The 23,738-nt window shown below is 61.7% G+C and carries 20 protein-coding genes and 1 riboswitch; of the genes, 10 read left to right on the plus strand and 10 right to left on the minus strand.

All coding sequences use genetic code 11. The annotated features are described in order from the left end of the window. Window positions 1-147: 147 nt before the first annotated feature. The 3 genes from J7U39_RS00070 to J7U39_RS00080 form a co-directional block, all read right to left on the minus strand. Window positions 148-1,107: a helix-turn-helix domain-containing protein gene (locus tag J7U39_RS00070; protein ID WP_210629713.1), complete on the minus strand. Its 960-nt coding sequence runs from the start codon at window positions 1,105-1,107 to the stop codon at window positions 148-150. 181 nt (window positions 1,108-1,288) lie between these two features. Continuing rightward, a complete protein-coding gene (locus J7U39_RS00075; RefSeq protein ID WP_210629714.1) occupies window positions 1,289-2,497 on the minus strand; it encodes a TIGR03862 family flavoprotein in 1,209 nt (402 codons plus the stop codon). Between the two features lie 71 nt (window positions 2,498-2,568). Continuing rightward, on the minus strand, window positions 2,569-2,991 hold the full coding sequence (locus tag J7U39_RS00080) for a helix-turn-helix domain-containing protein (RefSeq protein WP_210629715.1): 423 nt from the start codon (window positions 2,989-2,991) through the stop codon (window positions 2,569-2,571). A gap of 70 nt (window positions 2,992-3,061) precedes the next feature. Between J7U39_RS00080 and J7U39_RS00085 the strand changes: the two genes are divergently transcribed. From J7U39_RS00085 to J7U39_RS00110, 6 genes are all read left to right on the plus strand, one after another. Continuing rightward, a complete protein-coding gene (locus tag J7U39_RS00085; RefSeq protein ID WP_210629716.1) occupies window positions 3,062-5,272 on the plus strand; it encodes a heavy metal translocating P-type ATPase in 2,211 nt (736 codons plus the stop codon). A 385-nt stretch (window positions 5,273-5,657) separates the two neighbouring features. Next, window positions 5,658-5,884: riboswitch (cobalamin riboswitch) on the plus strand. 262 nt (window positions 5,885-6,146) lie between these two features. Then, window positions 6,147-6,368: a glutaredoxin-like protein NrdH gene (gene nrdH / locus J7U39_RS00090; protein WP_210629717.1), complete on the plus strand. Its 222-nt coding sequence runs from the start codon at window positions 6,147-6,149 to the stop codon at window positions 6,366-6,368. Between the two features lie 13 nt (window positions 6,369-6,381). Then, window positions 6,382-6,795 (plus strand): class Ib ribonucleoside-diphosphate reductase assembly flavoprotein NrdI, encoded by a 414-nt coding sequence (gene nrdI / locus J7U39_RS00095; RefSeq protein ID WP_210629718.1) that lies wholly within the window; start codon window positions 6,382-6,384, stop codon window positions 6,793-6,795. Further along, window positions 6,774-8,942, plus strand: coding sequence for a class 1b ribonucleoside-diphosphate reductase subunit alpha (gene nrdE, locus J7U39_RS00100; protein ID WP_210629719.1), 2,169 nt, complete (start codon window positions 6,774-6,776; stop codon window positions 8,940-8,942). Before nrdI ends, nrdE begins: the two co-directional genes overlap by 22 nt. Window positions 8,943-9,116: 174 nt before the next feature. Then, complete coding sequence (gene nrdF, locus J7U39_RS00105) at window positions 9,117-10,091, plus strand: class 1b ribonucleoside-diphosphate reductase subunit beta (protein ID WP_210629720.1); 975 nt, start codon at window positions 9,117-9,119, stop codon at window positions 10,089-10,091. Window positions 10,092-10,191: 100 nt separating this feature from the next. After that, a complete protein-coding gene (locus tag J7U39_RS00110) occupies window positions 10,192-11,415 on the plus strand; it encodes an adenylate/guanylate cyclase domain-containing protein (protein WP_210629721.1) in 1,224 nt (407 codons plus the stop codon). Between the two features lie 108 nt (window positions 11,416-11,523). Here J7U39_RS00110 and queE read toward each other — a convergent pair whose 3' ends face one another. The 4 genes from queE to J7U39_RS00130 form a co-directional block, all read right to left on the minus strand. Then, window positions 11,524-12,252 carry a 7-carboxy-7-deazaguanine synthase QueE gene (queE, locus tag J7U39_RS00115; protein WP_210629722.1) on the minus strand — a complete coding sequence of 243 codons (729 nt, stop codon included), beginning with the start codon at window positions 12,250-12,252 and terminating at the stop codon, window positions 11,524-11,526. Beyond that, the gene (gene queD / locus J7U39_RS00120) at window positions 12,249-12,605 is read right to left on the minus strand and encodes a 6-carboxytetrahydropterin synthase QueD (RefSeq protein ID WP_210629723.1); all 357 of its coding nucleotides are present in this window, start codon (window positions 12,603-12,605) and stop codon (window positions 12,249-12,251) included. Before queD ends, queE begins: the two co-directional genes overlap by 4 nt. Then, window positions 12,605-13,315, minus strand: a complete 711-nt coding sequence (gene queC, locus J7U39_RS00125; protein WP_210629724.1) for a 7-cyano-7-deazaguanine synthase QueC — start codon at window positions 13,313-13,315, stop codon at window positions 12,605-12,607. The genes queD and queC overlap by 1 nt, the downstream gene beginning before the upstream one ends. Before the next feature lie 85 nt (window positions 13,316-13,400). Next, a complete protein-coding gene (locus tag J7U39_RS00130) occupies window positions 13,401-14,465 on the minus strand; it encodes a LacI family transcriptional regulator (protein ID WP_210629725.1) in 1,065 nt (354 codons plus the stop codon). Window positions 14,466-14,772: 307 nt separating this feature from the next. Here J7U39_RS00130 and J7U39_RS00135 point away from each other — a divergent pair, with 307 nt between their 5' ends. The 4 genes from J7U39_RS00135 to J7U39_RS00150 all read left to right on the plus strand — a co-directional run bounded on the left by J7U39_RS00135 (window position 14,773) and on the right by J7U39_RS00150 (window position 19,210). Then, complete coding sequence (locus tag J7U39_RS00135; RefSeq protein ID WP_210629726.1) at window positions 14,773-16,032, plus strand: ABC transporter substrate-binding protein; 1,260 nt, start codon at window positions 14,773-14,775, stop codon at window positions 16,030-16,032. Between the two features lie 137 nt (window positions 16,033-16,169). After that, on the plus strand, window positions 16,170-17,123 hold the full coding sequence (locus J7U39_RS00140; protein ID WP_210628221.1) for a sugar ABC transporter permease: 954 nt from the start codon (window positions 16,170-16,172) through the stop codon (window positions 17,121-17,123). Beyond that, a complete protein-coding gene (locus J7U39_RS00145) occupies window positions 17,120-18,091 on the plus strand; it encodes a carbohydrate ABC transporter permease (RefSeq protein ID WP_210628220.1) in 972 nt (323 codons plus the stop codon). The genes J7U39_RS00140 and J7U39_RS00145 overlap by 4 nt, the downstream gene beginning before the upstream one ends. A 3-nt stretch (window positions 18,092-18,094) precedes the next feature. Next, window positions 18,095-19,210 carry an ABC transporter ATP-binding protein gene (locus J7U39_RS00150; RefSeq protein WP_210629727.1) on the plus strand — a complete coding sequence of 372 codons (1,116 nt, stop codon included), beginning with the start codon at window positions 18,095-18,097 and terminating at the stop codon, window positions 19,208-19,210. Between the two features lie 67 nt (window positions 19,211-19,277). On the opposite strand, the gene J7U39_RS00155 is transcribed toward J7U39_RS00150, so the two are convergent. The 3 genes from J7U39_RS00155 to J7U39_RS00165 all read right to left on the minus strand — a co-directional run bounded on the left by J7U39_RS00155 (window position 19,278) and on the right by J7U39_RS00165 (window position 23,634). Next, window positions 19,278-21,524, minus strand: coding sequence for a glycoside hydrolase family 2 TIM barrel-domain containing protein (locus tag J7U39_RS00155; protein ID WP_210629728.1), 2,247 nt, complete (start codon window positions 21,522-21,524; stop codon window positions 19,278-19,280). Between the two features lie 281 nt (window positions 21,525-21,805). Further along, entirely contained in the window at window positions 21,806-22,717 is a 912-nt protein-coding gene (locus J7U39_RS00160; protein ID WP_210629729.1) for an SMP-30/gluconolactonase/LRE family protein, read from the minus strand. 95 nt (window positions 22,718-22,812) lie between these two features. Next, window positions 22,813-23,634 carry an SDR family oxidoreductase gene (locus tag J7U39_RS00165; protein WP_210629730.1) on the minus strand — a complete coding sequence of 274 codons (822 nt, stop codon included), beginning with the start codon at window positions 23,632-23,634 and terminating at the stop codon, window positions 22,813-22,815. Between the last annotated feature and the right edge of the window lie 104 nt (window positions 23,635-23,738).

Genomic DNA, 23,738 nt, shown 5'->3' on the forward strand with positions numbered 1-23,738 from the left:
GGTTCCAATCGAACCAGTGGGAGCAAAATGTGCGCGTTTTGCCGAAGGGAACAGGGTGGAGGATCAATACCGCAGCGCACACTGTCGCAGACATGCGACAGGGTCGCGTTTTGATTGCGATGTCCTATGGAACCGCTGGCGCCTGGTTTAATGCAGGCCCAACTTCTTCATCTTCCGGTGGAGCGTGGCGCGGCTGATCCCGAGGGCGATCGCCGCCTGCGAGACATTGCCGCTGGTGCGCGATAGCGCTCGCAGCAGGGCCGCTTTTTCCGCTTCCACAATCTCTTCCTGTTGTGAGACGGCGGCTTCATGGAGCGCATCGGCGGCGGGGATGCCGGCCGCGATCCGTTTGTCGTCCAATTGCAGCGCGATCCGGGCGGCGCGGGTGGCGCCAAGGACAAGGTCATGCCTGTCGACGGCAAGCAGGGCGGCGGCGGAATTCGCGCTCGTCGGGACCATCAGGAAACGGGCGCCGGCAAAGGCCGATCGAAAGAGATTGAGCTCGATGCGCATCGCCGCGTCGCGCACGGTCTGCGTGAGGATCGCCAGCGTCATCTCGTTGACCTCGTCGCGGCAGGTGGAGATGTCTAGTGCAGCGGCCAGTTCGCCGCGATGATCGCGGATCGGGGCCGTCGTGCAACTCAGGCGGATATTCGAGCAGAAGAAATGTTGATCCCGAAAAATGGCGACGGAACGCTCGTCGGCAAGGGCGGTTCCGATGCCGTTGGTGCCCATGCTCGCCTCGGTCCATACCGAGCCGGTCCATAGGCCAAGATCATAGAAATCCTTGTCGTCGCCGGCAGAGCCCCGGCGCTCCAGCGCAATGCCCTTCCTGTCCGTCAGAAGAATGCAGCAGCCGGCCCTGCCGACCGTGGTAAAGAGGCGGTCAAGTTCCTCGGTTGCGCCGGCGATCAGCTGTTCCGACTGTTTACGAGCGTCAAGAAATTCCTGGTCGGTAAGACGCACCGGCGGGCGTTCGTCCTCGGGAACGAGGCGATGCATGGTCATACACCGCCGCCACGACGCGACGATCGGAGAACTCGCAGCAGCGGAATTCCGTTGCGCAGAGGTATAGACATGCTCCGCATGTGCTGACTGTTCCTGCATCTGCTCCTCCCACGGAACTTCAGCATAGTCTGATGGAAAAGCGGCCGGTTTGCAATTGCACGCTCGGCGGCCTCCCTCTTCGCCCTTGGTGATCAGACGCAGTGCTGAAAAGCTTCAAGGATGGTCGCACGACATCGTGCTCCACTTCTTTGATCTAGATCTGGTTCAAGACCAACGATGTCTATCGCGACAGCCGGGCCTCGATGCCGCGCGCGGCTGCCCTGCCGGTCGCAAGGCAGGCGGTGAGGAGATAACCGCCGGTCGGCGCCTCCCAGTCGAGCATCTCGCCGGCGACGAAGGTGCCCGGCAGCGCCTTCAGCATGAAGCCTTCGTCGATGCTGGTCCAGCGGATGCCACCTGCAGAGGAGATCGCCTCGGCGATCGGCCTCGTATCGAGAACCGGTACCGGCAGAGCCTTGATCGCGCCGGCGAGACGTTCGGGATCGGTCCAGTCGCGGGCGGGCGCGAGTTCGCGCAGCAATGCCGCCTTGACGCCGTCAAGCCCAGCGCCCTTGCGCAGGCGGTTTGAAAAGCTCGACTTGGTGTCCTGCCGCCTCAAGTCGCGCGCCAGCCTTTCTGTCGTCCGGCCCGGGGCGAGGTCAAGCGTCAGGGCAGCGTTGCCGTGGTGCTGCAGCCGGTCGCGGAGGCTGGCCGCATGGGCGTAGACCAGGCTGCCTTCGATGCCGCTGCCGGTGATGACGAACTCGCCGGGAAAGGTGCCGGCTTCGGATGTGGCGGTGACCGACTTGACGGGCTCGCCGGCGAAACGCGTACTGAAGCTGGCGCTCCAGCCGACGACGAAGCCGCAATTGGCGGGCCGGAAGGCGTCGATTTCGACGCCTCTCTCGGTCAGCCACGGCAGCCAGGCCGCATCCGAGCCAAGGCGCGGCCAACTTGCGCCGCCAAGCGCCAGCAGGGCGGCGTCGCAATGGGCGATGCTACGCCCTTCCGGCGTTTCGAAAACGTAACCGTCTTCGACAAGGCCGGTCCAGCGGTGGCGGGTGCGCAACGCAACCCCCCGCTCTTCCAGCCGTTTGAGCCAGGCACGCAGCAAAGGAGAAGCCTTCATCACCTTCGGGAAAACCCGGCCGGAGGAGCCGACGAAGGTCTCGGTACCAAGCCCTGCGGCCCAATCCCTGATATCACCGGGAGTAAAGGCATCGAGAGCGGGACGCAGACGGGCTGAAGCCGTTCCGAAGCGCGTAACGAAACGGGCATAGTCCTCCGAATGGGTGATGTTGAGGCCTGATTTGCCGGCCAGCAGGAACTTGCGAGCGAAGGTCGGCATGGCGTCATAGATCGTTACCGCATGGCCGGAGAGCGACAGCAGCTCGGCAGCTGCAAGACCCGCGGGGCCGCCGCCGATGATCGCAATCCGTTTCTGGCTCATGATGTCTTCGCCCGATTCCTTCCGGCGCAGTTTTGCCGCGGGCGCCGATCACCTGCAAGAGTACAGGTTCGTCAATGGTGAGAATGTGTGCACTGACCGTGGTCGGCGAGAACCTCGATGACGCGGCATTGGTCGACGCGGCCGTGGCCGCAGCTCTCCACCATCATTTCCAGCTCGGCCTTCAAAGCCATCAGGCTGCGGATGCGCTGCTCGACTTCGGCGAGGCGAGCCTTGGCGATGGCGTCGGCCGAGGCGCAGGACTGGTTTGGATCATCCTGCAATGTGAGCAGCGTGCGAATTGCCTCGATCTCGAAACCGAGCTCTCGGGCATGACGAATGAAAGTGAGGCGGCTGATATCGGCAGGTTCGAAGGATCGCTGGTTGCCTTCGCTGCGGCTCGGGGCCGCGAGCAGGCCGATGCTCTCGTAATAGCGCACCGTCGGCACCTTGACGCCGCTTCGGCGGGCCGCTTCGCCAATCGTAATCTTTTTCATGATTTTCTCTTGCACCTCTAGTCGCTAGAGGATGTAGGAGGGGTGCTTCTGTTTGACAAGGAAGCGCATCATGGTTGAGACGAGCGAGACACGATACAGGGTCGGCGGCATGGATTGCGCTGCCTGCGCGACCAAGATCGATACCGCGGTCAGGCGCGTAGCAGGTGTTGTCGATGTCTCCGTCTCGGTGGTGACGGGCACCATGACCGTCCGGCATGACGGCAGCAGCGATCTCAAGGCAGTCCAGAGGAAGGTGACGGGGCTTGGTTATTCCGTCTCGCCCTTTACCGGAAATGCGAAGCTCGCGCGTGAAGACCGCCCGCACCATCATCACGATCATACCGCTCATGATCACGACCATGCCCATGACGACGAGAAGGAAATTGACGGCCGGCATGGGGACGACCATGCGCCGATGGCCGGTCGCTGGTGGCGGAGCAGGAAGGGCCGGCTGACCATTTTTTCGGGTGGAGCGCTCGTTGCCGCCTATGCCGTCGGCCATGTGGTGCCGGCGAGTGCGTCCTACGCCTTCGTCGTCGCGATACTGGTCGGTCTGCTGCCGATTGCGCGGCGAGCCGTCATGGCGGCTTTGTCCGGCACGCCGTTTTCGATCGAGATGCTGATGACGATCGCCGCCGTCGGCGCCGTCATCATCAATGCGGGCGAGGAAGCGGCGACCGTCGTCTTCCTGTTCCTCGTCGGCGAGTTGCTCGAAGGCGTGGCGGCGGGCAAGGCGCGCGAAAGCATCCAGTCGCTGACGGCCCTGGTGCCGAAAACCGCGCTGCTCGAAGACAATGGCCAGATGCGGGAGGTGCCGGCGGAAAGCCTTGCCGTCGGCGCGGTCATCATGGTTCGCCCCGGCGACCGCATTTCGGCGGACGGCGTCATCGTCTCAGGCGAGAGTGCGATCGACGAGGCCCCGGTGACGGGCGAGAGCACGCCGGTGCGCAAGGGCGTCGATGCCGGCGTCTATGCCGGTACGGTCAACGGTGATGCGGTGCTCAGGGTTCGCGTCACGGCGGCCGCTGCCGACAATACCATCGCCCGCGTCGTCAAGCTGGTGGAAGAAGCGCAGGAATCGAAGGCGCCGACGGAGCGCTTCATCGATCGGTTCTCTCGCTATTACACGCCGGGCGTGGTCGTCGTCGCCGCACTTGTCGCGGTCGTTCCGCCGTTGTTTCTCGGCGGCGCGTGGGGTGAATGGATCTACAAAGGCCTTGCCATCCTGCTGATCGGCTGCCCCTGCGCGCTCGTCATTTCGACGCCGGCGGCGATCGCCGCTTCGCTGTCGGCGGGCGCGCGGCGCGGGCTCTTAATGAAGGGCGGCGCGGTGCTGGAGACGCTCGGCACGGTGACGATGGTCGCCTTCGACAAGACAGGCACGTTGACGGAAGGCAAGCCTCGGGTGACGGACATTGTTTCCTTCGGATTGGGCGAGGTGCAGCTCCTGTCGCGCGCGGCTGTGCTCGAGCAGGGCTCCAGCCATCCGCTGGCACTGGCGATTCTCCACCGCGCCAAGGCGGACGGCGTGCCCGTGCCGCCGGCCTTCGAACTGGAAGCGCTGCCGGGCAACGGTGTCACCGGCAAGGTCGGCGGCGAGACATTGGATCTCTTGTCGCCGCCCGCCGCCCGCGAGTGCGGGGCGCTGAACGGGGAGCAGGAAGCGCGTATTGCAGGGCTCAATGATGAGGGCAAGAGCGTATCGGTGCTGCTCGTCAATGGCACTGCGGCCGGCCTGATCGCCATGCGCGACGAGCCGCGCGAGGATGCCGGGGCGGGGCTCTCCGCGCTCAAATTGGCCGGTGTCAAGGCGATGATGCTGACCGGCGACAACAAGCGGACGGCGGCAGCCGTCGCCGGCATGCTCGATATCGACTGGCGCGGCGAGATGATGCCCGAAGACAAGCAGCGGGTCGTCGGCGAATTGAAGCGTCAGGGCTTCGTCGTCGCCAAGGTCGGCGACGGCATCAACGACGCGCCGGCGCTCGCCGCCGCCGACATCGGTATCGCCATGGGCGGCGGCACCGATGTGGCGCTGGAGACCGCGGATGCCGCCGTGCTGCATGGACGCGTCGGCGACGTGGCGCGGATGATCGCGCTTTCCAAGCGGACGATGCGCAATATCCTTGAGAATATCACCATTGCGATCGGGCTGAAGGCTGTCTTCCTGGTGACGACGATCGCCGGCATGACCGGGCTCTGGCCGGCGATCCTCGCCGATACCGGTGCCACGGTGCTGGTGACGATCAACGCGCTCAGGCTGCTTCGTGTACGGGGATGAATGTTTTGCCGGTGGCGGTTTGAAGACCAGCGATTCGGGGCCGGTCATCCGTTAGGTCGGCGCTCAGTTTGCTGACAAGGTCTCATGCTCGGCCTTGTGCCGAGCATCTCACCACTGCAATTATCTGGCAGGAAAGCTCTTATTTTCAGAATGGACCTGGGTGGATCGTCGGCACAAGGCAGCACAAGGCCGAGGATGACGTCGCGGGTTTTGCGTCGTCTATCCGCAGCCTGGCAGCTGGCTATAGGCCAGCCCCACCACGGTCATCTCCAAGCCTGTTTTCGTTAAGCTTTCGTTGTCCATGTTTTTCACAGGAATGCAGCGATTTCAAACCTGCCGTAACGCAATGCACAAACCATCCGTTGACGTGAATTACGATTCGCGTACTATATCTAGTGTTCAAGGTTCCTTCGATTCGTGAGGATCGCGGGCTAAGACGGGAATACGGTGCGCTGCGCCATCATGGTGCGACAATGCCGGAGCTGCCCCCGCAACTGTAAGCGGCGAGCAACTGTCCGATTTCAGGTCACTGGAGCATGATGCTCCGGGAAGGCTGGGGCAGGGTGCTTCGACCCGTGAGCCAGGAGACCTGCCTCGAACGAAACGTCCACGGGCGGGGTGTCCGGAAGGTCGCGTGCATGAAGCGGAATGATCCGTGTCTGTTGCGCTGCCCCGAACGTCCGCATGAGCATTTCGGGGGTTTGAAGTCATGTCGAGAACATCAAAGCCGCCGCCCGTGCACATCCTGCGAGGGATGATGTCGGGCGTTTAAAGCGCCAACTTTGCCAGATCATTATCAAGCATTGCCCCGGACGTCGCACGGCGCCCGATCCCAGTCCTGTGTCCTGCATTCACTGACATCACGAGGAAGATGATGAGCGTTACCGTTTACAGCAAGCCGGCCTGTGTCCAATGCACGGCCACTTACCGCGCCCTCGATCGCCTGGGCGTCGATTATGAGATCGTCGATATTTCCGAGGATGCCGAAGCGCTCGATCGCGTGCTTGGCATGGGCTACATGCAGGTTCCGGTCGTCGTTGCCGGCGAGCAGCATTGGGCGGGCTTCCGCCCCGACATGATCAGCGCGCTCTCCTGACCGGAGAAAAGCGGTGGGGCTGATCGTCTATTATTCCAGCCGATCCGGGAACACCCATCGTTTCGTCGAGAAGTTGGGATTGCGCGCGACGCGCATTCCCGTCGGCGCTGAAGACATCCACATTCGCGAACCCTATGTGCTGATCTCGCCCACCTATTGTGGGGACGGCGGCCCAGGGATCGTCAAGGGCGCCGTGCCCAAGCAGGTGATCCGTTTCCTCAAAGAGGCGGAAAACCGCTCCAACATCCGCGGCGTGATTGCCGCGGGCAACAGCAATTTTGGCGAGACCTACGGGCTTGCCGGCGACGTCATCTCGAAGAAGTGCCAGGTGCCGTACCTCTACCGGTTCGAGCTCCTGGGAACAGCCGAGGATGTCGCCAATGTCAAAGACGGGATGGGACGATTTTGGACACGGGAACAAATCTGACGCGGGATACAGGCGCAAAACCACTTAAAGCGGCCGAAACACTCGACTATCACGCACTGAACGCGATGCTGAACCTCTATGACGATGAGGGCAGGATCCAGCTCGACAAGGACCGCATGGCGGCCAAGCAGTATTTCCTGCAGCATGTGAACCAGAACACCGTGTTCTTTCACAATCTCCGGGAAAAGCTCGATTACCTCGTGACCGAGGGCTATTACGAGCGGGAGGTTCTCGACCAGTATTCCTTCAATTTCGTCCGCGGCCTGTTCGATCAGGCCTATGCGCGGAAATTCCGCTTCCCGACCTTCCTCGGCGCTTTCAAATATTACACCAGCTATACGCTGAAGACCTTCGACGGAAAGCGCTATCTCGAGCGCTATGAGGACCGCATCTGCATGGTGGCGCTGACCTTGGCGCGGGGCGATGAGGCGCTTGCCCGTGACATGGTCGACGAGATCATTTCCGGGCGTTTCCAGCCGGCGACGCCGACTTTCTTGAATGCCGGCAAGAAGCAGCGCGGCGAACTCGTTTCCTGCTTCCTGCTGCGGGTCGAGGACAATATGGAATCGATCGGCCGGTCGATCAATTCGGCACTGCAGCTATCGAAGCGCGGCGGCGGCGTGGCGCTGTCGCTGACGAATATCCGCGAGGCCGGCGCGCCGATCAAGCAGATCGAGAACCAGTCCTCCGGCATCATCCCGGTGATGAAGCTCTTGGAAGATAGCTTCTCCTACGCCAACCAGCTCGGCGCGCGCCAAGGCGCGGGCGCGGTCTATCTCAACGCGCATCATCCCGACATCATGCGTTTCCTCGACACCAAGCGCGAAAATGCCGATGAGAAGATCCGCATCAAGACGCTGTCGCTCGGCGTCGTCGTGCCTGATATCACCTTCGAGCTCGCCAGGAACAATGAGGACATGTACCTGTTCTCACCCTATGACGTGGAGCGGGTCTACGGCGTACCCTTCACCGAGATCTCGGTGACGGAAAAGTACCGGGAGATGGTGGCGGACGCCCGTATCTCGAAGAAGAAGATCAAGGCGCGGGAATTCTTCCAGGTGATCGCCGAAATCCAGTTCGAGAGCGGTTACCCCTACATCATGTTCGAGGACACGGTGAACCGGGCGAACCCGATCGCCGGCCGCATCTCCATGAGCAATCTCTGCTCGGAGATCCTGCAGGTGAGTGAGGCGAGCGAATATAATGACGACCTCTCCTATAAGGATCTCGGCAAGGACATTTCCTGCAATCTCGGCTCGCTGAACATTGCAGCGGCGATGGATTCAGCCGATTTCGGTAAGACGATCGAGACCTCGATCCGGGCGCTGACGGCGGTGTCGGACATGAGCCATATCGCCTCGGTTCCCTCGATCGAGAAAGGCAATGACGAGAGCCATGCGATTGGCCTCGGCCAGATGAACCTGCACGGCTATCTCGCCCGCGAACGCATCTTTTACGGCTCCGAGGAAGGCGTCGATTTCACCAACATCTATTTCTATACGGTGACCTACCACGCGATCCGCGCCTCGAACCTGCTGGCGGTCGAACGCGGCACCAGCTTCAAGGGCTTCGAGAATTCGAAATATGCCTCGGGGGAATATTTCAACAAATATACGGAGCAGGAATGGAAGCCGGCGACCGGAAAGGTGCAGGCGTTGTTCGACAAATCAGGCATCCCCGTTCCGACGAGGGAAGACTGGCTTGCGCTGAAGAAGGCGGTGATGGCCTCCGGCCTCTATAACCAGAACCTGCAGGCGGTGCCGCCGACGGGATCGATCTCCTATATCAACCACTCGACCTCCTCGATCCATCCGATCGTCTCGAAGATCGAGATCCGCAAGGAAGGCAAGATCGGCCGCGTCTATTATCCGGCGCCGTTCATGACCAGCGACAATCTCGACTTTTACCAGGACGCCTATGAGATCGGGCCGGAGAAGATCATCGATACCTACGCGGCGGCGACCCAGCACGTCGATCAGGGCCTGTCGCTGACCCTGTTCTTCCGCGACACGGCGACGACGCGCGATATCAACAAGGCGCAGATTTACGCCTGGAAGAAGGGCATCAAGACAATCTACTACATCCGCCTTCGCCAGATGGCGCTGTCGGGCACCGAGGTGCAGGGGTGTGTGTCTTGTACGCTGTGATTTGATTTCGGCCGCGAGCCTTTGCGCGAGTGGCCCCTCATCCGCCTGCCGGCACTTTCTCCCCCGATGGGGAGAAGACATCTGCGGCAGGCGCGACATCCCCTTTCCCCTCGGAGAGAGGGTAGGGTGAGGCGGCTGCGAACGCCAACAATCTATTGGAAAGACCTCATCATCATGAACATAGCCGTAAAGCCGATCAGCCGCGTCCGCGCCATCAACTGGAACCGCATCGAGGACGACAAGGATCTCGAAGTCTGGAATCGCCTCACCGGCAATTTCTGGCTGCCGGAGAAGGTGCCGCTGTCGAACGATATCCCCTCCTGGGCAACCCTGACTGCGGCCGAGCAGCAGCTCACGATCCGGGTCTTCACCGGATTGACGCTGCTCGACACGATCCAGAACGGCGTCGGCGCCGTCAAGCTGATGGAGGACGCGGCAACACCGCACGAGGAGGCAGTGCTCTCCAATATCTCCTTCATGGAGGCGGTGCATGCACGCTCCTATTCCTCGATCTTCTCGACGCTCTGCCTGACGCCAGATGTCGACGATGCCTATCGCTGGTCGGAAGAGAATGAATTCCTGCAGCGGAAATCGGCGCTGATCATGGAGCAATATGCCTCCGGCGATCCCTTGAAGAAGAAGGTCGCGAGCGTCTTCCTCGAGAGCTTCCTGTTCTATTCCGGCTTCTATCTGCCGATGTACTGGTCGAGCCGGGCAAAGCTCACCAATACGGCCGATATGATCCGGCTGATCATTCGGGACGAGGCGGTGCACGGCTATTATATCGGCTACAAGTTTCAGCGCGGACTGGAGCTGTTGTCCGAAGAGCGCCGGCAGGAGATCAAGGATTTCGCTTTCGACCTCTTGCTCGAACTCTACGACAACGAGGCGAGATATACCGAGGCGCTCTATGACGGCGTCGGGCTCAGCGAAGACGTCAAGAAGTTCCTGCATTACAACGCCAACAAGGCGTTGATGAACCTCGGCTACGAGGCGCTGTTCCCGACTGAGGCCTGCAAGGTCAATCCGGCGATTCTGTCGGCGCTGTCGCCGAATGCCGACGAGAACCACGACTTCTTCTCCGGCTCCGGGTCCTCCTATGTCATCGGCAAGGCAGTGGCTACCGAAGATGAAGACTGGGATTTCTGAGACTTAATTGCAGTCTCCCCTTATCTTTTGCTTCGCCATCGACCACATTCACGGAAACTGAATTCGGTATTCGTCGGTGATGCGGCGTAGTGGGGTTTCGATGTCCTCTTTTTTGAACAAGGCCGGGGCTGTTGTTGAGACGGACGAAGGCACTTGGCCGATCCGCAGGAGGCGGATCCTCGACTGGCTGGTGAACGAGACGCGCGGCGAGCGCTTTATCGACAACATCCTGGTGGCAATGTGCGAGAAGCTGTTGGCGGCCGGAGTGCCTGTGGCGCGCGCGACGCTGCATTTCAGGACGAACCATCCACAATGGATAGGCGCCCGCATCCTCTGGAAGGAGGGCATGGCGGAGGCGAAGATCAACACATTCGCCTATGGTGTCGAAAACACGCCGGAGTTCCTGAAGAGCCCCGTCAACGCGATCCATCAGGGGGCAGAGGAGGTGCGCAGGCAGCTGGAAGGCAAGGCCGACGCCGACGAGGATCCGTTCTTTCAGGAGATGCGTAACGACGGCCTTACGGAGTACATCGCCTGGCCGATCGAGCACACTTTCGGCAAACGCCACGTCGCGACATTTTCTACGTCTCGGCCTGGCGGTTTTACGAGCGAGCATACCGATTTCCTGCGCGATCTCCTGCCGGCGCTAACGCTCGTCAGCGAGATCAGGCTGAAGAACATCATGGCGCGGACGCTGCTGCAGACCTATGTGGGGCCGCATGCGAGCGAGCATATCCTGTCGGGTGTCACGACCCGCGGCAGCGGCGCGACCGTCGGCGCGGCCATCATGATCTGCGATCTGCGCGACTTCACGGCGATCTCGGATCTCTGGCCGCGCGACGACGTGATCCATCTGCTGAACGACTATTTCGACGCCATGTCGGACCCGATCGAACGGCATGGCGGGGAAATCCTGAAATTCATGGGAGACGGGCTGCTGGCGATCTTCCCGTTGGCCAAGGAAACGGCCTGTCTCGATCTGCTGCAGGCGATCCGCGAGGGGCAGGCGTCAATGGCCGAGCTGAACGAGGAGCACCGCCGCACGGGACGCGAACCGCTGCGTTACGGCGTCGGTGTGCATGTCGGTGACGTCATGTACGGCAATATCGGGTCGCGCCGACGGCTGGATTTCACCGTCATCGGCCCGGCGGTCAATGTCGCCTCGCGGCTGGAAAGCCTGACCAAGGAGGTCAGGCGTCCGGTGCTCTTGTCGCGCGCCTTCGTCGAAATGGCGGGTTGCGCGAAAGACATGGAGAGTCTCGGCACCTTCCCGCTGCGCGGGCTCGGAGAGCCTGTCGATGTCTTCGCTTTTCCGGCACGCTAGAGCATGTCGCGCAAAAGTGCGCAGCGATTTTGCGACAACGAATTGCGTAAGAACAAAGACCCTAAAGCGTGGAGCGAATCGAAAGAGCGCGACACCCTTTAGGCGGGCTCAGACGCCTCGTTTGTTTCCCCAAAGCAGCACGTGCAACTGCGGCAGGACGCGCGGCGCAAACCATCGGTCGACCGTCACCTTCTCGACAAGCCAATGCATGCGATCCATCACGCCGTCGATATCGATGCGCGCGTCGTCGTCTTCGGGCGGCGGCGGTGTATGGTTGCCCGGCTGAAGGTACAGGGGAATACAAGGGTAGCGCTGGCCCACCTCTCGCGCGAATGCGTAGTCGACATCATCAAAGATGACGACTTTCAGCGCGATCTCCGGCCCGCCGGCGGACAGCCGTAGACAGTCGTCGATATCACCCCAATCGGTTTGCATCCCGCTCGACGGCGGCTTGGGGCTCAACACCAGAACATCGAGATCGCGAAACCAGTTCCGCGCCACACTTCCCTGCGTTTCCAGCGCGAAGCGATATCCCTGGGAATGACCGAGTTCGATCAGCGCCCCCAGGGGCTGGATAGCGGGATTGCCCCCGGAAAGGGAAACCGTCAATGGTCTGCTTCCGGAAAGTCTGGTGACCTCCTGCCAGATCGCCTCGACGGACATCGGCATCCATTGATCTCGGAACGCGCTGTCGACCGCGTGAAGGCTATCGCACCAGGAGCAGCGATAGTCGCAGCCGCCCGTCCTGACGAACACCGTCGGCAACCCGATCAATGCGCCTTCGCCCTGTATGGTCGGGCCGAAGATCTCGCTGATGCGGATGGTCTCCGCGCTCATGGTCTGTACTCCGCCCAGGTCTTGGGCGTCTCGCTGACACGGACGGACGAAGTTTCGGGGAAGCGCTGCTTGCACCAGTCGTAGAAATGCCTGGCCAGGAACTCGGAGGTGACTTTCGAATGACCGAACACGTCATTCAGATGGCGATGATCGAGAGCCTCGTCGATATAGCGCTTGAGCGGTGAGAGGTCGTGATAGTCGCGAACGAAGCCGTCGTCATTGAGGGTTTCGGCAGAGAGCTCGACGACCACGATATAGTTGTGGCCGTGAAGCCGGGCGCATTGATGATCGCCCGGCAGATGGTCCAGCTGATGCGAGGCGGAGAGATGAAATTCCTTGGTGATGCGGTACATCAACGCACCTCCGTCGTGGCATATTGCGACACCGCCGCTTTCCAAAAGTCGCTGTCCTCATATTCCGTGGGATCGGCGACACCGGCAAGATGGAAGGCTTCGCGGCGTTCGACGCAGGTTCCGCAACGCCCGCAATGGAAATTGCCGCCCTTGTAGCAGGACCAGGTTTCCGCGAAGGGCGTGCCATGTTTTGCGCCATCGGCCACGATCGCCGCTTTGGAAGCCTCGACATAGGGTGCGAGCAGCTTGACGCTGGCATAACCGTCGAGCGCCTCGTTCTGCATGCGCTGGAAAGCATCGATGAAGCCCGGACGGCAGTCTGGGTAGATGAAGTGGTCGCCGCCATGCACGGCGACGGCAACGGCATCCGCTTTCTGTGCGGCCGCCAAGCCGAAGGCGATCGCCAGCATGATGGCGTTGCGGTTCGGCACCACAGTGGCCTTCATGGTTTCCTCGGCGTAGTGGCCGTCCGGAACATCGACATTGTCGGTCAGGGCCGATCCGCTGAGATGGCCGCCGAGGGCGGCGATGTCGATGATATGATGGGGAACGGCAAGCCGCGCCGCGCATTTGGCGGCGAAGTCGAGTTCCTTGCGATGCCGCTGGCCATAGTCGAAGGAGACGAGGCCGATAAGCTGTTCTTCCGCCGCCATTCTGTGGGCAAGCGAAACAGAGTCGAGTCCGCCGGAGCAGACAACGATGGTTTTCATATTTTGGATCCCTTGTTTTGACCGGGTGGGCTGCGACCGGATTACGTGGTGCTTCTAAGTCAAATCACGCGCCATGAAAACAGTTTTAATATGACCGCCCTTCGATCGGAAAGTTGATCTGCGGCGGCAGCAGGAGGTGCAAATCCTCGGCGTCGGGATTATTGATGCGCTGCAGCAGCATGCGGCCGAGATCCTCTCCTGCCGCCGTCAAATCCTCGTGGATCGTGTCGACCTTCGGGTGCAACTGGGTGAGAAGGCGGGATGTCTCCTTGGCGACGATGTCGTAGTCGCCGGCGAGTGTGCGGCCGGCATCGTTCATGCCGCTGATGACCGCAAGCGCCGAAACTTCGCCGGGACAGACGAAGCCATCGGAAGCCCCCGGGGCGGCGGCGCGGTTGCGGATGAAGTCGCGAAGCACATCCGCCGGCGTGTCGAGATCGACTGTCTCGGGGATATCATAGGCGACGCCCGCCTGGCGCACCGCCGTCATGAAGCCGTGCAGGATATGTTGGCAGAAGGTCAGCCGTTTCGGCGGCAGGATCACCGCCACCTTGGTGCGGCCCTTGGCGATCAGCCGGCGCGTCGCTTCATAGGCAAAGGTGAAATTGTCGTAGTCGACATAGGGATGCGGTGTCGAAAATTCGGTGCGGCCGTGACAGATGAAGGGAAAGCCGGCTTCGAGCAGCAGGCGGACGCGGGCATCGAGCGGCTCGGTCCGCGTGAAGATCAGCCCGTCGGCAAGGTGGTTGCGGATGATGTATTCGGCGGCTTCGGCGTTGGTCGTCGACAAGAAGTTCGGGGCGACGACAAGATGGTAGGGTGTTTCTTTCAGCGCCTTGGCGATGCCGTACATGATCGAGGTGGTGAAACCGACCACCTCCTCGTGGGGATCGAGCAGGATGGCGACGACATTGGTGCGGCCCGTCTTGAGACGCTGCGCCGCCCGATCCGGAAGATAACCGATCTCGCGGGCGATGCGGTGCACGCGTTGGCGGGTCTCGAGCGAAATCTGCGGCGCATCGGAAAGTGCTCGTGACACCGTCGTCACCGCCAGACCGGCGATGGTGGCGATCGTCCGCAAGGTCGGCTTGCCGCGCTTGCGGGCGAGATCGAGATTTTCGCCGCGATGCGGCCGGGACGGTTCGGTCACTCTGGGCTTTCCATGCTGGAATTGCCGATACAATAACACGATGACTCAGGTGCGCAATCCGGCAATGAAAACGATTTAAATTTTAACACCTCATTATCCTTTTGGACTATTTGAATGTAATTCAACAGGTTATGGCAATAGCCATATTTTTCTCGGGAGTCGAGAAAGGGCTTGACGACCAAGAGCTTATAACGTTTTAAATTGTTAACCGCGCGGAGGAGCGCGGCTTCATGCCGACTGCTGCAATGGCGGGACGCATCTGGTGGCGGGGAGGGTCCTGCCGCCAATTTCAAACGGGAGGAAATTCATGCGCAAGTTCATGAGCTCGGCGGCGATTGCTGTCGTGATGGTTGCTGGTTTGGGTGTGGCCCATGCTGCCGACGTGAAGGAAGTGCAGATGCTGCACTGGTGGACGTCGGGGGGCGAGGCAGCGGCTTTGAACGTCCTGAAGCAGGATCTATCGAAGGAAGGTTTTGCCTGGAAGGACGTCCCGGTTGCCGGCGGCGGTGGTGATGCGGCGATGACGGCGCTGAAGGCGATGGTGGCGGCGGGCACCTATCCGACGGCCTCGCAGATGCTGGGGTACACCGTGCTCGATTATGCCCAGGCCGGCGTGATGGGTGACCTGACGGAGACGGCCAAGAAGGAAGGCTGGGACAAGTCGGTGCCGGCGGCATTGCAGAAGTTCTCCGTCTATGACGGCAAGTGGGTCGCAGCCCCGGTCAACGTCCATTCGGTCAACTGGCTGTGGATCAACAAGGCTGTCATGGACAAGATCGGCGGCACCCAGCCGAAGAGCTTCGACGACCTGATCGCGCTGCTCGACAAGGCCAAGGCTGCCGGTGTCATCCCGTTGGCGCTCGGCGGCCAGAACTGGCAGGAGGCGACGATGTTCGATTCCATCGTGCTGTCGACCGGTGGGCCGGAGTTCTACAAGAAGGCCTTCAACGACCTCGACGAGGCGTCGCTGAAGTCGGACACGATGAAGAAGTCCTTCGACAACCTCGCCAAGATCGTCAAATATGTCGATCCGAACTTCTCCGGCCGCGACTGGAACCTGGCGACCGCGATGGTCATCAAGGGTGACGCGCTGGTGCAGGTGATGGGCGACTGGGCCAAGGGCGAATTCGTCGCCGCCAAGAAGACGCCGGATAAAGACTTCCTCTGCTACCGCTTCCCCGGCACCGAAGGCAGCGTGATCTACAACTCCGACATGTTCGGGATGTTCAACGTTCCCGACGACCGCAAGGCGGCGCAGGTGGCATTGGCGACGGCGACGCTGTCGAAGAGCTTCCAGTCGGCCTTCAATGTCGTCAAGGGTTCGGTTCCGGCCCGCACCGACGTTCCCGACACCGACTTCGACGCCTGCGGCAAGAAGGGCATCGCCGATCTGAAGGCCGCCAACGAGGGCGGCACGCTGTTCGGTTCGCTCGCCCAGGGCTATGGCGCGCCTCCGGCAATCGCCAATGCCTATAAGGACGTCGTCTCGAAGTTCGTCCACGGCCAGATCAAGAGCTCGGACGAAGCCGTGACCCAGCTCGTCCAGGCGATCGACGACGCCCGCTGAGGCCGCCGCCGATGAACACGCTTCCCCGCGTCGTCGCGGGGAAGCTGCAGCCCCTGACGGATATGCGGGGCGATCATGCGGGGAGGGGCATGCGGGCCAGCCCCCCATGACGACATACAGGGAGGAGATGACATTCCATGAGCACAGTTGCGACCACCGATCCGGTTCTGACGCCGCGGCAAGCGACGCGGGTCTCACTCAGGGGCCGGCTGCAGGATGCGCTGCCGAAGATCGTGCTGGCGCCGAGCTTTGTCATCACGCTGATCTTCGTCTACGGCTTCATCGTCTGGACGGCCTATCTCTCCTTCACCAATTCCAAGACCTTCCCCTCCTATGCGTTGACCGGCGCGCGCGCTTATCAGCGGCTGTGGCGCTGGACCTTCGAGAGCGACCCGCCATCCTCCTGGTACACTTCGATCACCAACATGGCGATCTTCGGCTTCCTCTATGTCGGCATCTGTCTGGCACTCGGCCTGCTGCTGGCCATCCTGCTCGACCAGAAGATCCGCGGCGAGGGGCTGCTCAGGCCGATCTTCCTCTATCCGATGGCGCTTTCCTTCATCGTCACCGGGGTGGCCTGGAAGTGGTTCCTCGATCCCGGCCTCGGGCTGGAGCAGACGCTGCACCACTTCGGCTGGACGAGCTTCCACTTCGACTGGATCAAGAACAAGGACTTCGTCATCTACACCGTCGTCATCGCCGGTGTCTGGCAGGCGTCGGGCTTCGTCATGGCGATGTTCCTCGCGGGTCTTCGCGGCATCGACGGCGAGATCATGAAGGCGGCGCAGATCGACGGGGCGTCGCCCTTCCAGCTTTATCGGCGCATCGTCATTCCGCTGTTGCGGCCGATCTTCCTGTCGGCCTTCATCGTGCTCGCCCATATGGCGATCAAGTCCTACGACCTGGTGGTGGCGCTGACCTCGGGCGGGCCGGGCGGCTCGGCCTGGCTGCCGTCGAACTTCATGTATGAATATACCTTCAAGCGCAACGAGATGGCCGTCGGCTCGGCCAGCGCCATCATCATGCTGATGACAATCTCGGCGATCATCGTTCCCTATCTCTATTCCGAACTGAAGGAGAAGGCCCGATGAGCAGCCTCACCTCTTCGATCGGCACGTCGTCATCGGCTGCGGCGGGCGCAGGAGCGGAGCGCGGCAACAGCGCCCGCTGGATCGGCCGCCTCGTCATCTACGGCCTGCTGGTGATCTTCGCCATCCTCTACCTGATGCCGCTCTTCGTCATGCTGACGACCTCGTTCAAGACGATGGACGAGATCCAGAACGGCAACATGCTGGCGCTGCCGCAGGCGCCGACCTTCGATCCCTGGGTGAAGGCCTGGGGCGAGGCCTGCGTCGGGCTGACCTGCGCCGGCATCAAGGGCTACTTCTGGAATTCGATCAAGATGGTGGTGCCGGCAGTGGCGATCTCCACCTTCATGGGCGCGCTGAACGGTTATGTCCTGACCAAGTGGCGCTTCCCCGGCCATACGCTGGTGTTCGGGCTGATGCTGTTTGCCTGCTTCATTCCGTTCCAGTCGGTGCTCTTGCCGATGGCGACCATCCTCGGCTCGCTCGGTCGCTTTGGGGTGACGCTGCAGAACGCCACCGGCTTTAACTTCGGCTTCGGCAATTCGACGGTCAATCTGGTCTTCGTCCATGTCGTCTACGGCCTCGGCTTCACGACGCTGTTCTTTCGCAATTTCTACGAGGCCTTCCCGACCGAGCTGGTGCGGGCCGCCCAGGTCGATGGCGCCAGTTTCTTCCAGATCTTCCGCCGCATCATGCTGCCGAACTCGCTGCCGATCATCGTCGTCACCGTCATCTACCAGTTCACCAATATCTGGAACGACTTCCTGTTTGCCTCGGCCTATGCCGGCACCGGTGACTCCATGCCGATGACGGTGGCGCTCAACAATGTCGTCAACACCTCGACCGGGGTGGTCGAATACAATGTCAACATGGCGGCGGCGATGATCGCCGCCGTGCCGACGCTCATCGTCTATATCCTCGCCGGCCGCTACTTCGTGCGTGGCCTGATGGCGGGCGCAGTCAAAGGGTAACCCATGGCTTTCCTGGAAATCTCCGGCCTCAGAAAGCGCTTCGGCGCCGTCGACATCCTCAAGGGCATCGATCTCGAACTCGAAAAGGGCGGCTTCCTGGTGCTGGTCGGCCCGTCCGGCTGCGGCAAGTCGACCCTGCTCAACACCATCGCCGGGCTGGAGACGATCACCGCGGGCGAGATCCGGATCGACGGGCGCGCCGTCAACGGCCTGCATCCTTCCAAGCGCGACATCGCCATGGTGTTCCAGTCCTATGCGCTTTATCCGAACATGACGGTGGCGGGCAACATCGCCTTCGGCATGGAGATGCGCGGCGTGCCGCCGGAAGAGCGCAAGCAGGCGATCGACAAGGTCGCCAAGGTGCTGCAGATCGGCCATCTGCTCGACCGCAAGCCGAGCCAGCTGTCGGGCGGCCAGCGCCAGCGCGTCGCCATGGGCCGGGCGCTGGTGCGCGATCCCAAGCTCTTCCTGTTCGACGAACCGCTCTCCAACCTCGACGCCAAGCTGCGCGTCGACATGCGCATCGAGATCAAGCGACTGCATCAGGCGACCGGCAAGACCATCGTCTACGTCACCCACGACCAGATCGAGGCAATGACGCTCGCCACCCGCATCGCCGTGATGAAGGACGGCATCGTCCAGCAGTTCGGCACGCCGGCCGAGATCTACAACAATCCCGCCAACATGTTCGTCGCCGACTTCATGGGTTCACCGGCGATGAACCTGGTCAAGGCCTCGGTCGAAAACGGCGCCGGTGGGCTCGCCGTCTCGCTCGAGCGGCCGAACGCCGCTCCGCTCAGGCTGCCGGTCACGACAATCGCAAACGGTCTTTCCTCCTATGCCGGCCGGCAGGTGATCTTCGGCATCCGCCCGGAGGCACTGACCGACCCCGACGGCGCCGACCGCAATGCCCGCTCGCTCACCGAAGGCGACTGCCTGATCGAGGTCGTCGAACCCGCCGGCTCCGACACCTTCGCCGTCACCAAGCTCGGCGGCAAGGAAGTGGTCGCCCGACTGCGCGCCGATGCCGGCATCGCACCCGGCCAGCACACACGCCTCGCCTTCAATCTCGACAAGGCTGTGTTCTTCGACCCGGAAACACAGGCGCGGATTCCGTAAGGCGGAGCGCCGCGTGTCCGATAAGACGTGGCAAGAGCGCTCCAACACCTTCAGTTCGGCTTATGCGTCAGGCGACGGCTGTTACGCTGAGGGTCACCGGCGCGAAACGTGAGCAGACAGCCTCGACGGTAATGTCTCCCACCAGCCCGGTCGCCTCCAGCCAGAAGCCTGATGTGCCGCCCTGCAGCGGCACATTGGTCGGGCCGACGATCTTTGCCGGGCCATGCACCTTCAGCGAAATGCAGTCGTTCATGAACGGCAGGCGCTGACCGCACTGGTCGAGGGCGCGGATGATGACGCGGGTGCTGTCGCGTTCGCGGGCTTTCAGCGTCTGGCTGTCGGCAACGATCTCAAGCGTCGTCGGTAAAGGATCGGCAGCCAGCGTCAGGCTCGCCACCGGCTGGCCGCCGATATAACCGGTAAAGGTGCCGTCGATCCATTCGAGCCCCCAGGTGCCGAGCTCATCGGCAGTGAAGTGCCGGTGGTCGAGCACGACGGGCGGATGCGGCAGGTGCGGGTAGTTCTCGCGATCCGGACCGATGCGCTTGGAAAGCGCGCCATATTGCAGTTCCACCTCGTCGCAATTGGTCAGGATGATCAGCGGCAGCACGCCGCCGATATTGCGCTCGCCGCGCGCCCAGAAGGTCACCGGCTTCATGACGATTTCCTCGGAAGGGTCGCACTGGCTGATATAGGCATAGGCCGCGAACTTGGGCTCACGGAACATGTCCATGACGCCGTGATAGCAGATGCGGTCGCCGGAGCCGAAATCCTTGTGGGTGTTGTAATCGAACATGCACCAGCCAATGGCGCCCGAGATATCCGGATCGCCATAGGCGGCGTCCAACACCTCGAGATGACGGCGCACATGCTCGGCCTGGCGCTGTTCCTGATCATAAATCTTCGTCGGGTGCATGTGACCGTTGAACTCGGTGATGAGGTACGGCACCTTGCGGGATAACCCGGTATTTTCCTGCTGGCCGCGCAGCACGGTGCGCGGACGGTTGGCGCCCGGCAATTCCTCATTGCCGAGGATGAAGTCGTTCATCGTGTAGACGTCCTCGAGCAATTCGCTCTCGGTGATATAACGCACGCCGCCGGTCTGGCGGGTGCTGTCGAGTTCACGGGCCAAGCGGTTGGTCTCAACGTAGAAGTCGTGGCTATCCTGCGACTCGTTGATGCGCACGCCCCAGATGATGATCGAGGGATGGTTCCAGTCGCGCTCGATCATGCGGCGGACATTCTCGATCGATTCCTTCTGCCAGTCGGCATCGCCGATATGCTGCCAGCCGGGGATTTCCTCGAAGACCATTAGGCCGATCGCATCACAACGATCGAGAAACCATTTCGACTGCGGATAATGCGAGGTGCGGACGATATTGCACTTCAGCACTCTCTTCATGATGTCGGCGTCGCGCTCCTGGGCGGACCGGCCGGCGGCATAACCGACATAAGGGAAGGCCTGGTGGCGGTTGAGGCCGCGCAGTTTCAACGGCTTGCCGTTCAACAGGAAACCTTCCGGGGTGAATTCGGCGGTGCGGAAGCCGAACCGGGTGGAGAGGCGGTCGGAGCCGTGCTCGGTCCTGACTTCGACCGTGACCTCATAGAGCGTCGGATTGGTGATGTCCCAGAGTGCTATGCCGGTGAGACCGCCGAAGGAAAGCGTCGTGCGGTCGCCGATCGTTTCAGTCGCTGCAGTGGCGATCACCGTGCCGTCGGCCTGCTTCAGCGTAGCCGTGACGGTCGCCGAGAAGCTGCGGCGCTCGGGATTGGCGATGTCGACGCGGACCGTCGCCGATTTCTGAGGGGCGAGAACGTCTGATGTTTCGACCTTGAGGTTGCGGATCGAGACTGGGTCGGTGACCTTCAACCAGACATCGCGGTAGATGCCGGCATAGGTCAGGTAATCGATGCGACCGCCGAAAGGTGGGATGGCGGGATTTTCACTGCCGTCGATCTTGACGGTCACCAGGTTTTCGCCCTTCACCAGCTTGCCGGTGAGGCGGGCTTCGAAGGGGGTGTAGCCGTCTTTGTGAGCGATAATCTGCTCGCCGTTGAGATAGACGACACTGTCCGCCATGGCGGCGTCAAAGATCAGCGAAACCTCGCGATCCTCGAATTCCGGTAGCCAACGGAGCACCTTCTGATAGGTGAAGGCGCGCTGATAGTCCTTCTCATCGAAATAGTTGAAGGGTAGTTCGACGGCGGTGTGGGGCAGGCTGACCGGCTTGGCCGCATCGAAGTTTTCGAGCAGGCGCTGGCCGAAGCCCTCGTGGAAACTCCAGCCCTCGTTGAAGGAAACGACGGAACGCATCTCAGGCTCTCCCGGTCGTGGCACCAGGAGCCGTGCGGCTCCCCTTGGCGCGTGAAAATCGGATCATCGGGTAGTCCTCCTTGATGCATCGAGGCGCGAGCGCTCCAGCGCGTCGCATCAAATCTGATTCATGTGATGCGCTTTAGCTTTTTTCGTACAGGTCGTCATCCGGAACCGCTGCCGCCCCTTGCAGATGACGCGCCGGCGGCAACGCCGCCCCGCCGCCAGCGGCGATATCGTCAGGCATGCCTGTCGCACGCACGCCGTCGTGCTTCCATAAGTTACGGATATTGTGCCCCGTTCGTCTTGGTATAGATCGAATAGACCGAACGGGTCGCGGTGATGAAGAGCCGGTTCTTCTTAGGGCCGCCAAAGGTGAGATTGGACACCGTCTGCGGCACTTTGACCTTACCGAGCAGCGTTCCATCGGGTGAGAAGCAATGCACACCATCACCCGCGCTCGTCCAGAGATTGCCGCCGACATCGAAACGAAAGCCGTCGGGATGGCCGGCATCGAGGCTGCAGAAATAGCGGCTGTTGGCAAGCTTTCTGCCGTCGACGACATCGAAGACCCGGATATGGCATGGCACTTCATGTTTGCCCGAGCCCGAATCGGCAATGTAGAGTTTCGTTTCATCGGGCGAGAAGGCAAGGCCGTTCGGCTGGATGAAATCCTCCACGACCGCCTCTGTCGCGCCGCTTGCGGGGTCGATGCGGTAGACGTTGCGGGTCGGCTGCTCAGGTTCAGCCTTATGACCCTCATAGTCCGAGAGAATGCCGTAGGTCGGATCGGTGAACCAGATCCCGCCGTCTGAGTGGACGACGACGTCGTTCGGCGAGTTCAATCTCCTGCCTTTGTAGCTGTCGGCGAGGACGGTGATGCTGCCGTCCATTTCCGTGCGGGTGACTCGGCGGCCGCCATGTTCGCAGGAGATGAGCCGGCCCTGCCGGTCACGGGTATTGCCGTTGACGTAATTGGAAGGCGAGCGGAAGACGGAGACCGTGCCATCCGGCGTCCAGCGCATCATGCGTTCGTTCGGGATATCGCTCCAGAGCAGGCAGTTCAGGTCGGAGAACCAGACCGGGCCCTCCGTCCAGCGGCAGCCGGAATAAAGCTCCTCGAGCGCGGCGCTGCCGATGACCATGGCAGCGAAGCGCTCATCGCGAATGTCGTAAAGCGGATTGTCGGCCACGCCAGTTCCTCCCTGAATGCGGTCGTCCTTCTGGTAGCGATAAATCCTGCGAGGTGCCAGAGCCCGGCAATGGGAAATGTCAGGCTTGGGTCTTCTCAGAGGGCGGCGACCGGATGCGGCGAGCCGTCGTAGGCACCCCAGATCGATTGGTCGAAACAGATGACGGAGCCGGTCATCAGGCCGGATTCCGCCGATGACAGGTAGGCGCAGGCGCGCGCCACCTCGTGCGGATCGACGAGCCGGCCGAAGGGCTGGTTCGCCGCCGCCTTCTCCAGCCAGTCGGAAGGTGCATCGTGATATTCGCGCTGGATGCGGTCCTCGCCTTCGGAGGCCATCCAGCCGATGTTGAGGCCGTTGACGCGAATGCGGTTGCGCAGCAGCGCATAGGCGGTGTTCTTCGTCAGCGTTTCCAGCGCGCCCTTCGAGGCGCAATAGGCGGCGATAAAGGGCTGGCCGGCTTTAGCCGACATCGAGCCGATATTGACGATCGTGCCTTCTATCTTTTCGCGGCGCATGACCTTTACCGCCTCCTGCATCAAGAAAAACGGCGCCCGTACATTGACGGCGAACATGTCATCGAACAGTTCGGGGCTGGTGTCGAGAATGGTGCCGCGATCGGTGATGGCGGCGGCATTGACCAGGGCGTCGACACGACCAAAGGTCTGGTCGCAGACCTGCACCACATTTCGGACGTCCTCGACCTTGCCGAGATCAGCTTTGACGTAGACGGCTCTGGCGGCGGTCGCAGCCGAAATCTCCGCGGCCTTCGCCTTGCCCTTGGCTTCATTGCGGCCGCAGATGACGATGCCTGCCGCGCCGCGTTCGGCGAAGAGACGGGCGATGGTTGCGCCCAGGCCCTGCGTACCACCGGTGACAATGGCGATCTTGCCGTCGAAGCGGCCGTGATCCGTGCTCATGTGGTTCCTCCCTTTTCATGTGCGAATGGCCTCCCGCGCGTGCGGGAGGCTCGCATGTCGGTGCCGTGTGGCCCTCTCAGCAGCCTGCCGGCACCTTCTGCTCG

It is taken from the genome of Rhizobium sp. NLR16a (assembly GCF_017948245.1).
Taxonomy (GTDB): domain Bacteria; phylum Pseudomonadota; class Alphaproteobacteria; order Rhizobiales; family Rhizobiaceae; genus Rhizobium.

Coding starts and splice junctions, on each gene's coding strand:
- nrdF (WP_210629720.1), top strand. CDS start 9,117: ATGAACATAGCCGTAAAGCCGATCAGCCGCGTCCGCGCCATCAACTGG.
- J7U39_RS00085 (WP_210629716.1), top strand. CDS start 3,062: ATGGTTGAGACGAGCGAGACACGATACAGGGTCGGCGGCATGGATTGC.
- J7U39_RS00110 (WP_210629721.1), top strand. CDS start 10,192: ATGTCCTCTTTTTTGAACAAGGCCGGGGCTGTTGTTGAGACGGACGAA.
- queE (WP_210629722.1), bottom strand. CDS start 12,252: ATGAGCGCGGAGACCATCCGCATCAGCGAGATCTTCGGCCCGACCATA.
- J7U39_RS00070 (WP_210629713.1), bottom strand. CDS start 1,107: ATGCAGGAACAGTCAGCACATGCGGAGCATGTCTATACCTCTGCGCAA.
- queD (WP_210629723.1), bottom strand. CDS start 12,605: ATGTACCGCATCACCAAGGAATTTCATCTCTCCGCCTCGCATCAGCTG.
- J7U39_RS00155 (WP_210629728.1), bottom strand. CDS start 21,524: ATGCGTTCCGTCGTTTCCTTCAACGAGGGCTGGAGTTTCCACGAGGGC.
- J7U39_RS00140 (WP_210628221.1), top strand. CDS start 16,170: ATGAGCACAGTTGCGACCACCGATCCGGTTCTGACGCCGCGGCAAGCG.
- J7U39_RS00080 (WP_210629715.1), bottom strand. CDS start 2,991: ATGAAAAAGATTACGATTGGCGAAGCGGCCCGCCGAAGCGGCGTCAAG.
- J7U39_RS00150 (WP_210629727.1), top strand. CDS start 18,095: ATGGCTTTCCTGGAAATCTCCGGCCTCAGAAAGCGCTTCGGCGCCGTC.
- J7U39_RS00075 (WP_210629714.1), bottom strand. CDS start 2,497: ATGAGCCAGAAACGGATTGCGATCATCGGCGGCGGCCCCGCGGGTCTT.
- queC (WP_210629724.1), bottom strand. CDS start 13,315: ATGAAAACCATCGTTGTCTGCTCCGGCGGACTCGACTCTGTTTCGCTT.
- J7U39_RS00145 (WP_210628220.1), top strand. CDS start 17,120: ATGAGCAGCCTCACCTCTTCGATCGGCACGTCGTCATCGGCTGCGGCG.
- nrdH (WP_210629717.1), top strand. CDS start 6,147: ATGAGCGTTACCGTTTACAGCAAGCCGGCCTGTGTCCAATGCACGGCC.
- J7U39_RS00165 (WP_210629730.1), bottom strand. CDS start 23,634: ATGAGCACGGATCACGGCCGCTTCGACGGCAAGATCGCCATTGTCACC.
- J7U39_RS00135 (WP_210629726.1), top strand. CDS start 14,773: ATGCGCAAGTTCATGAGCTCGGCGGCGATTGCTGTCGTGATGGTTGCT.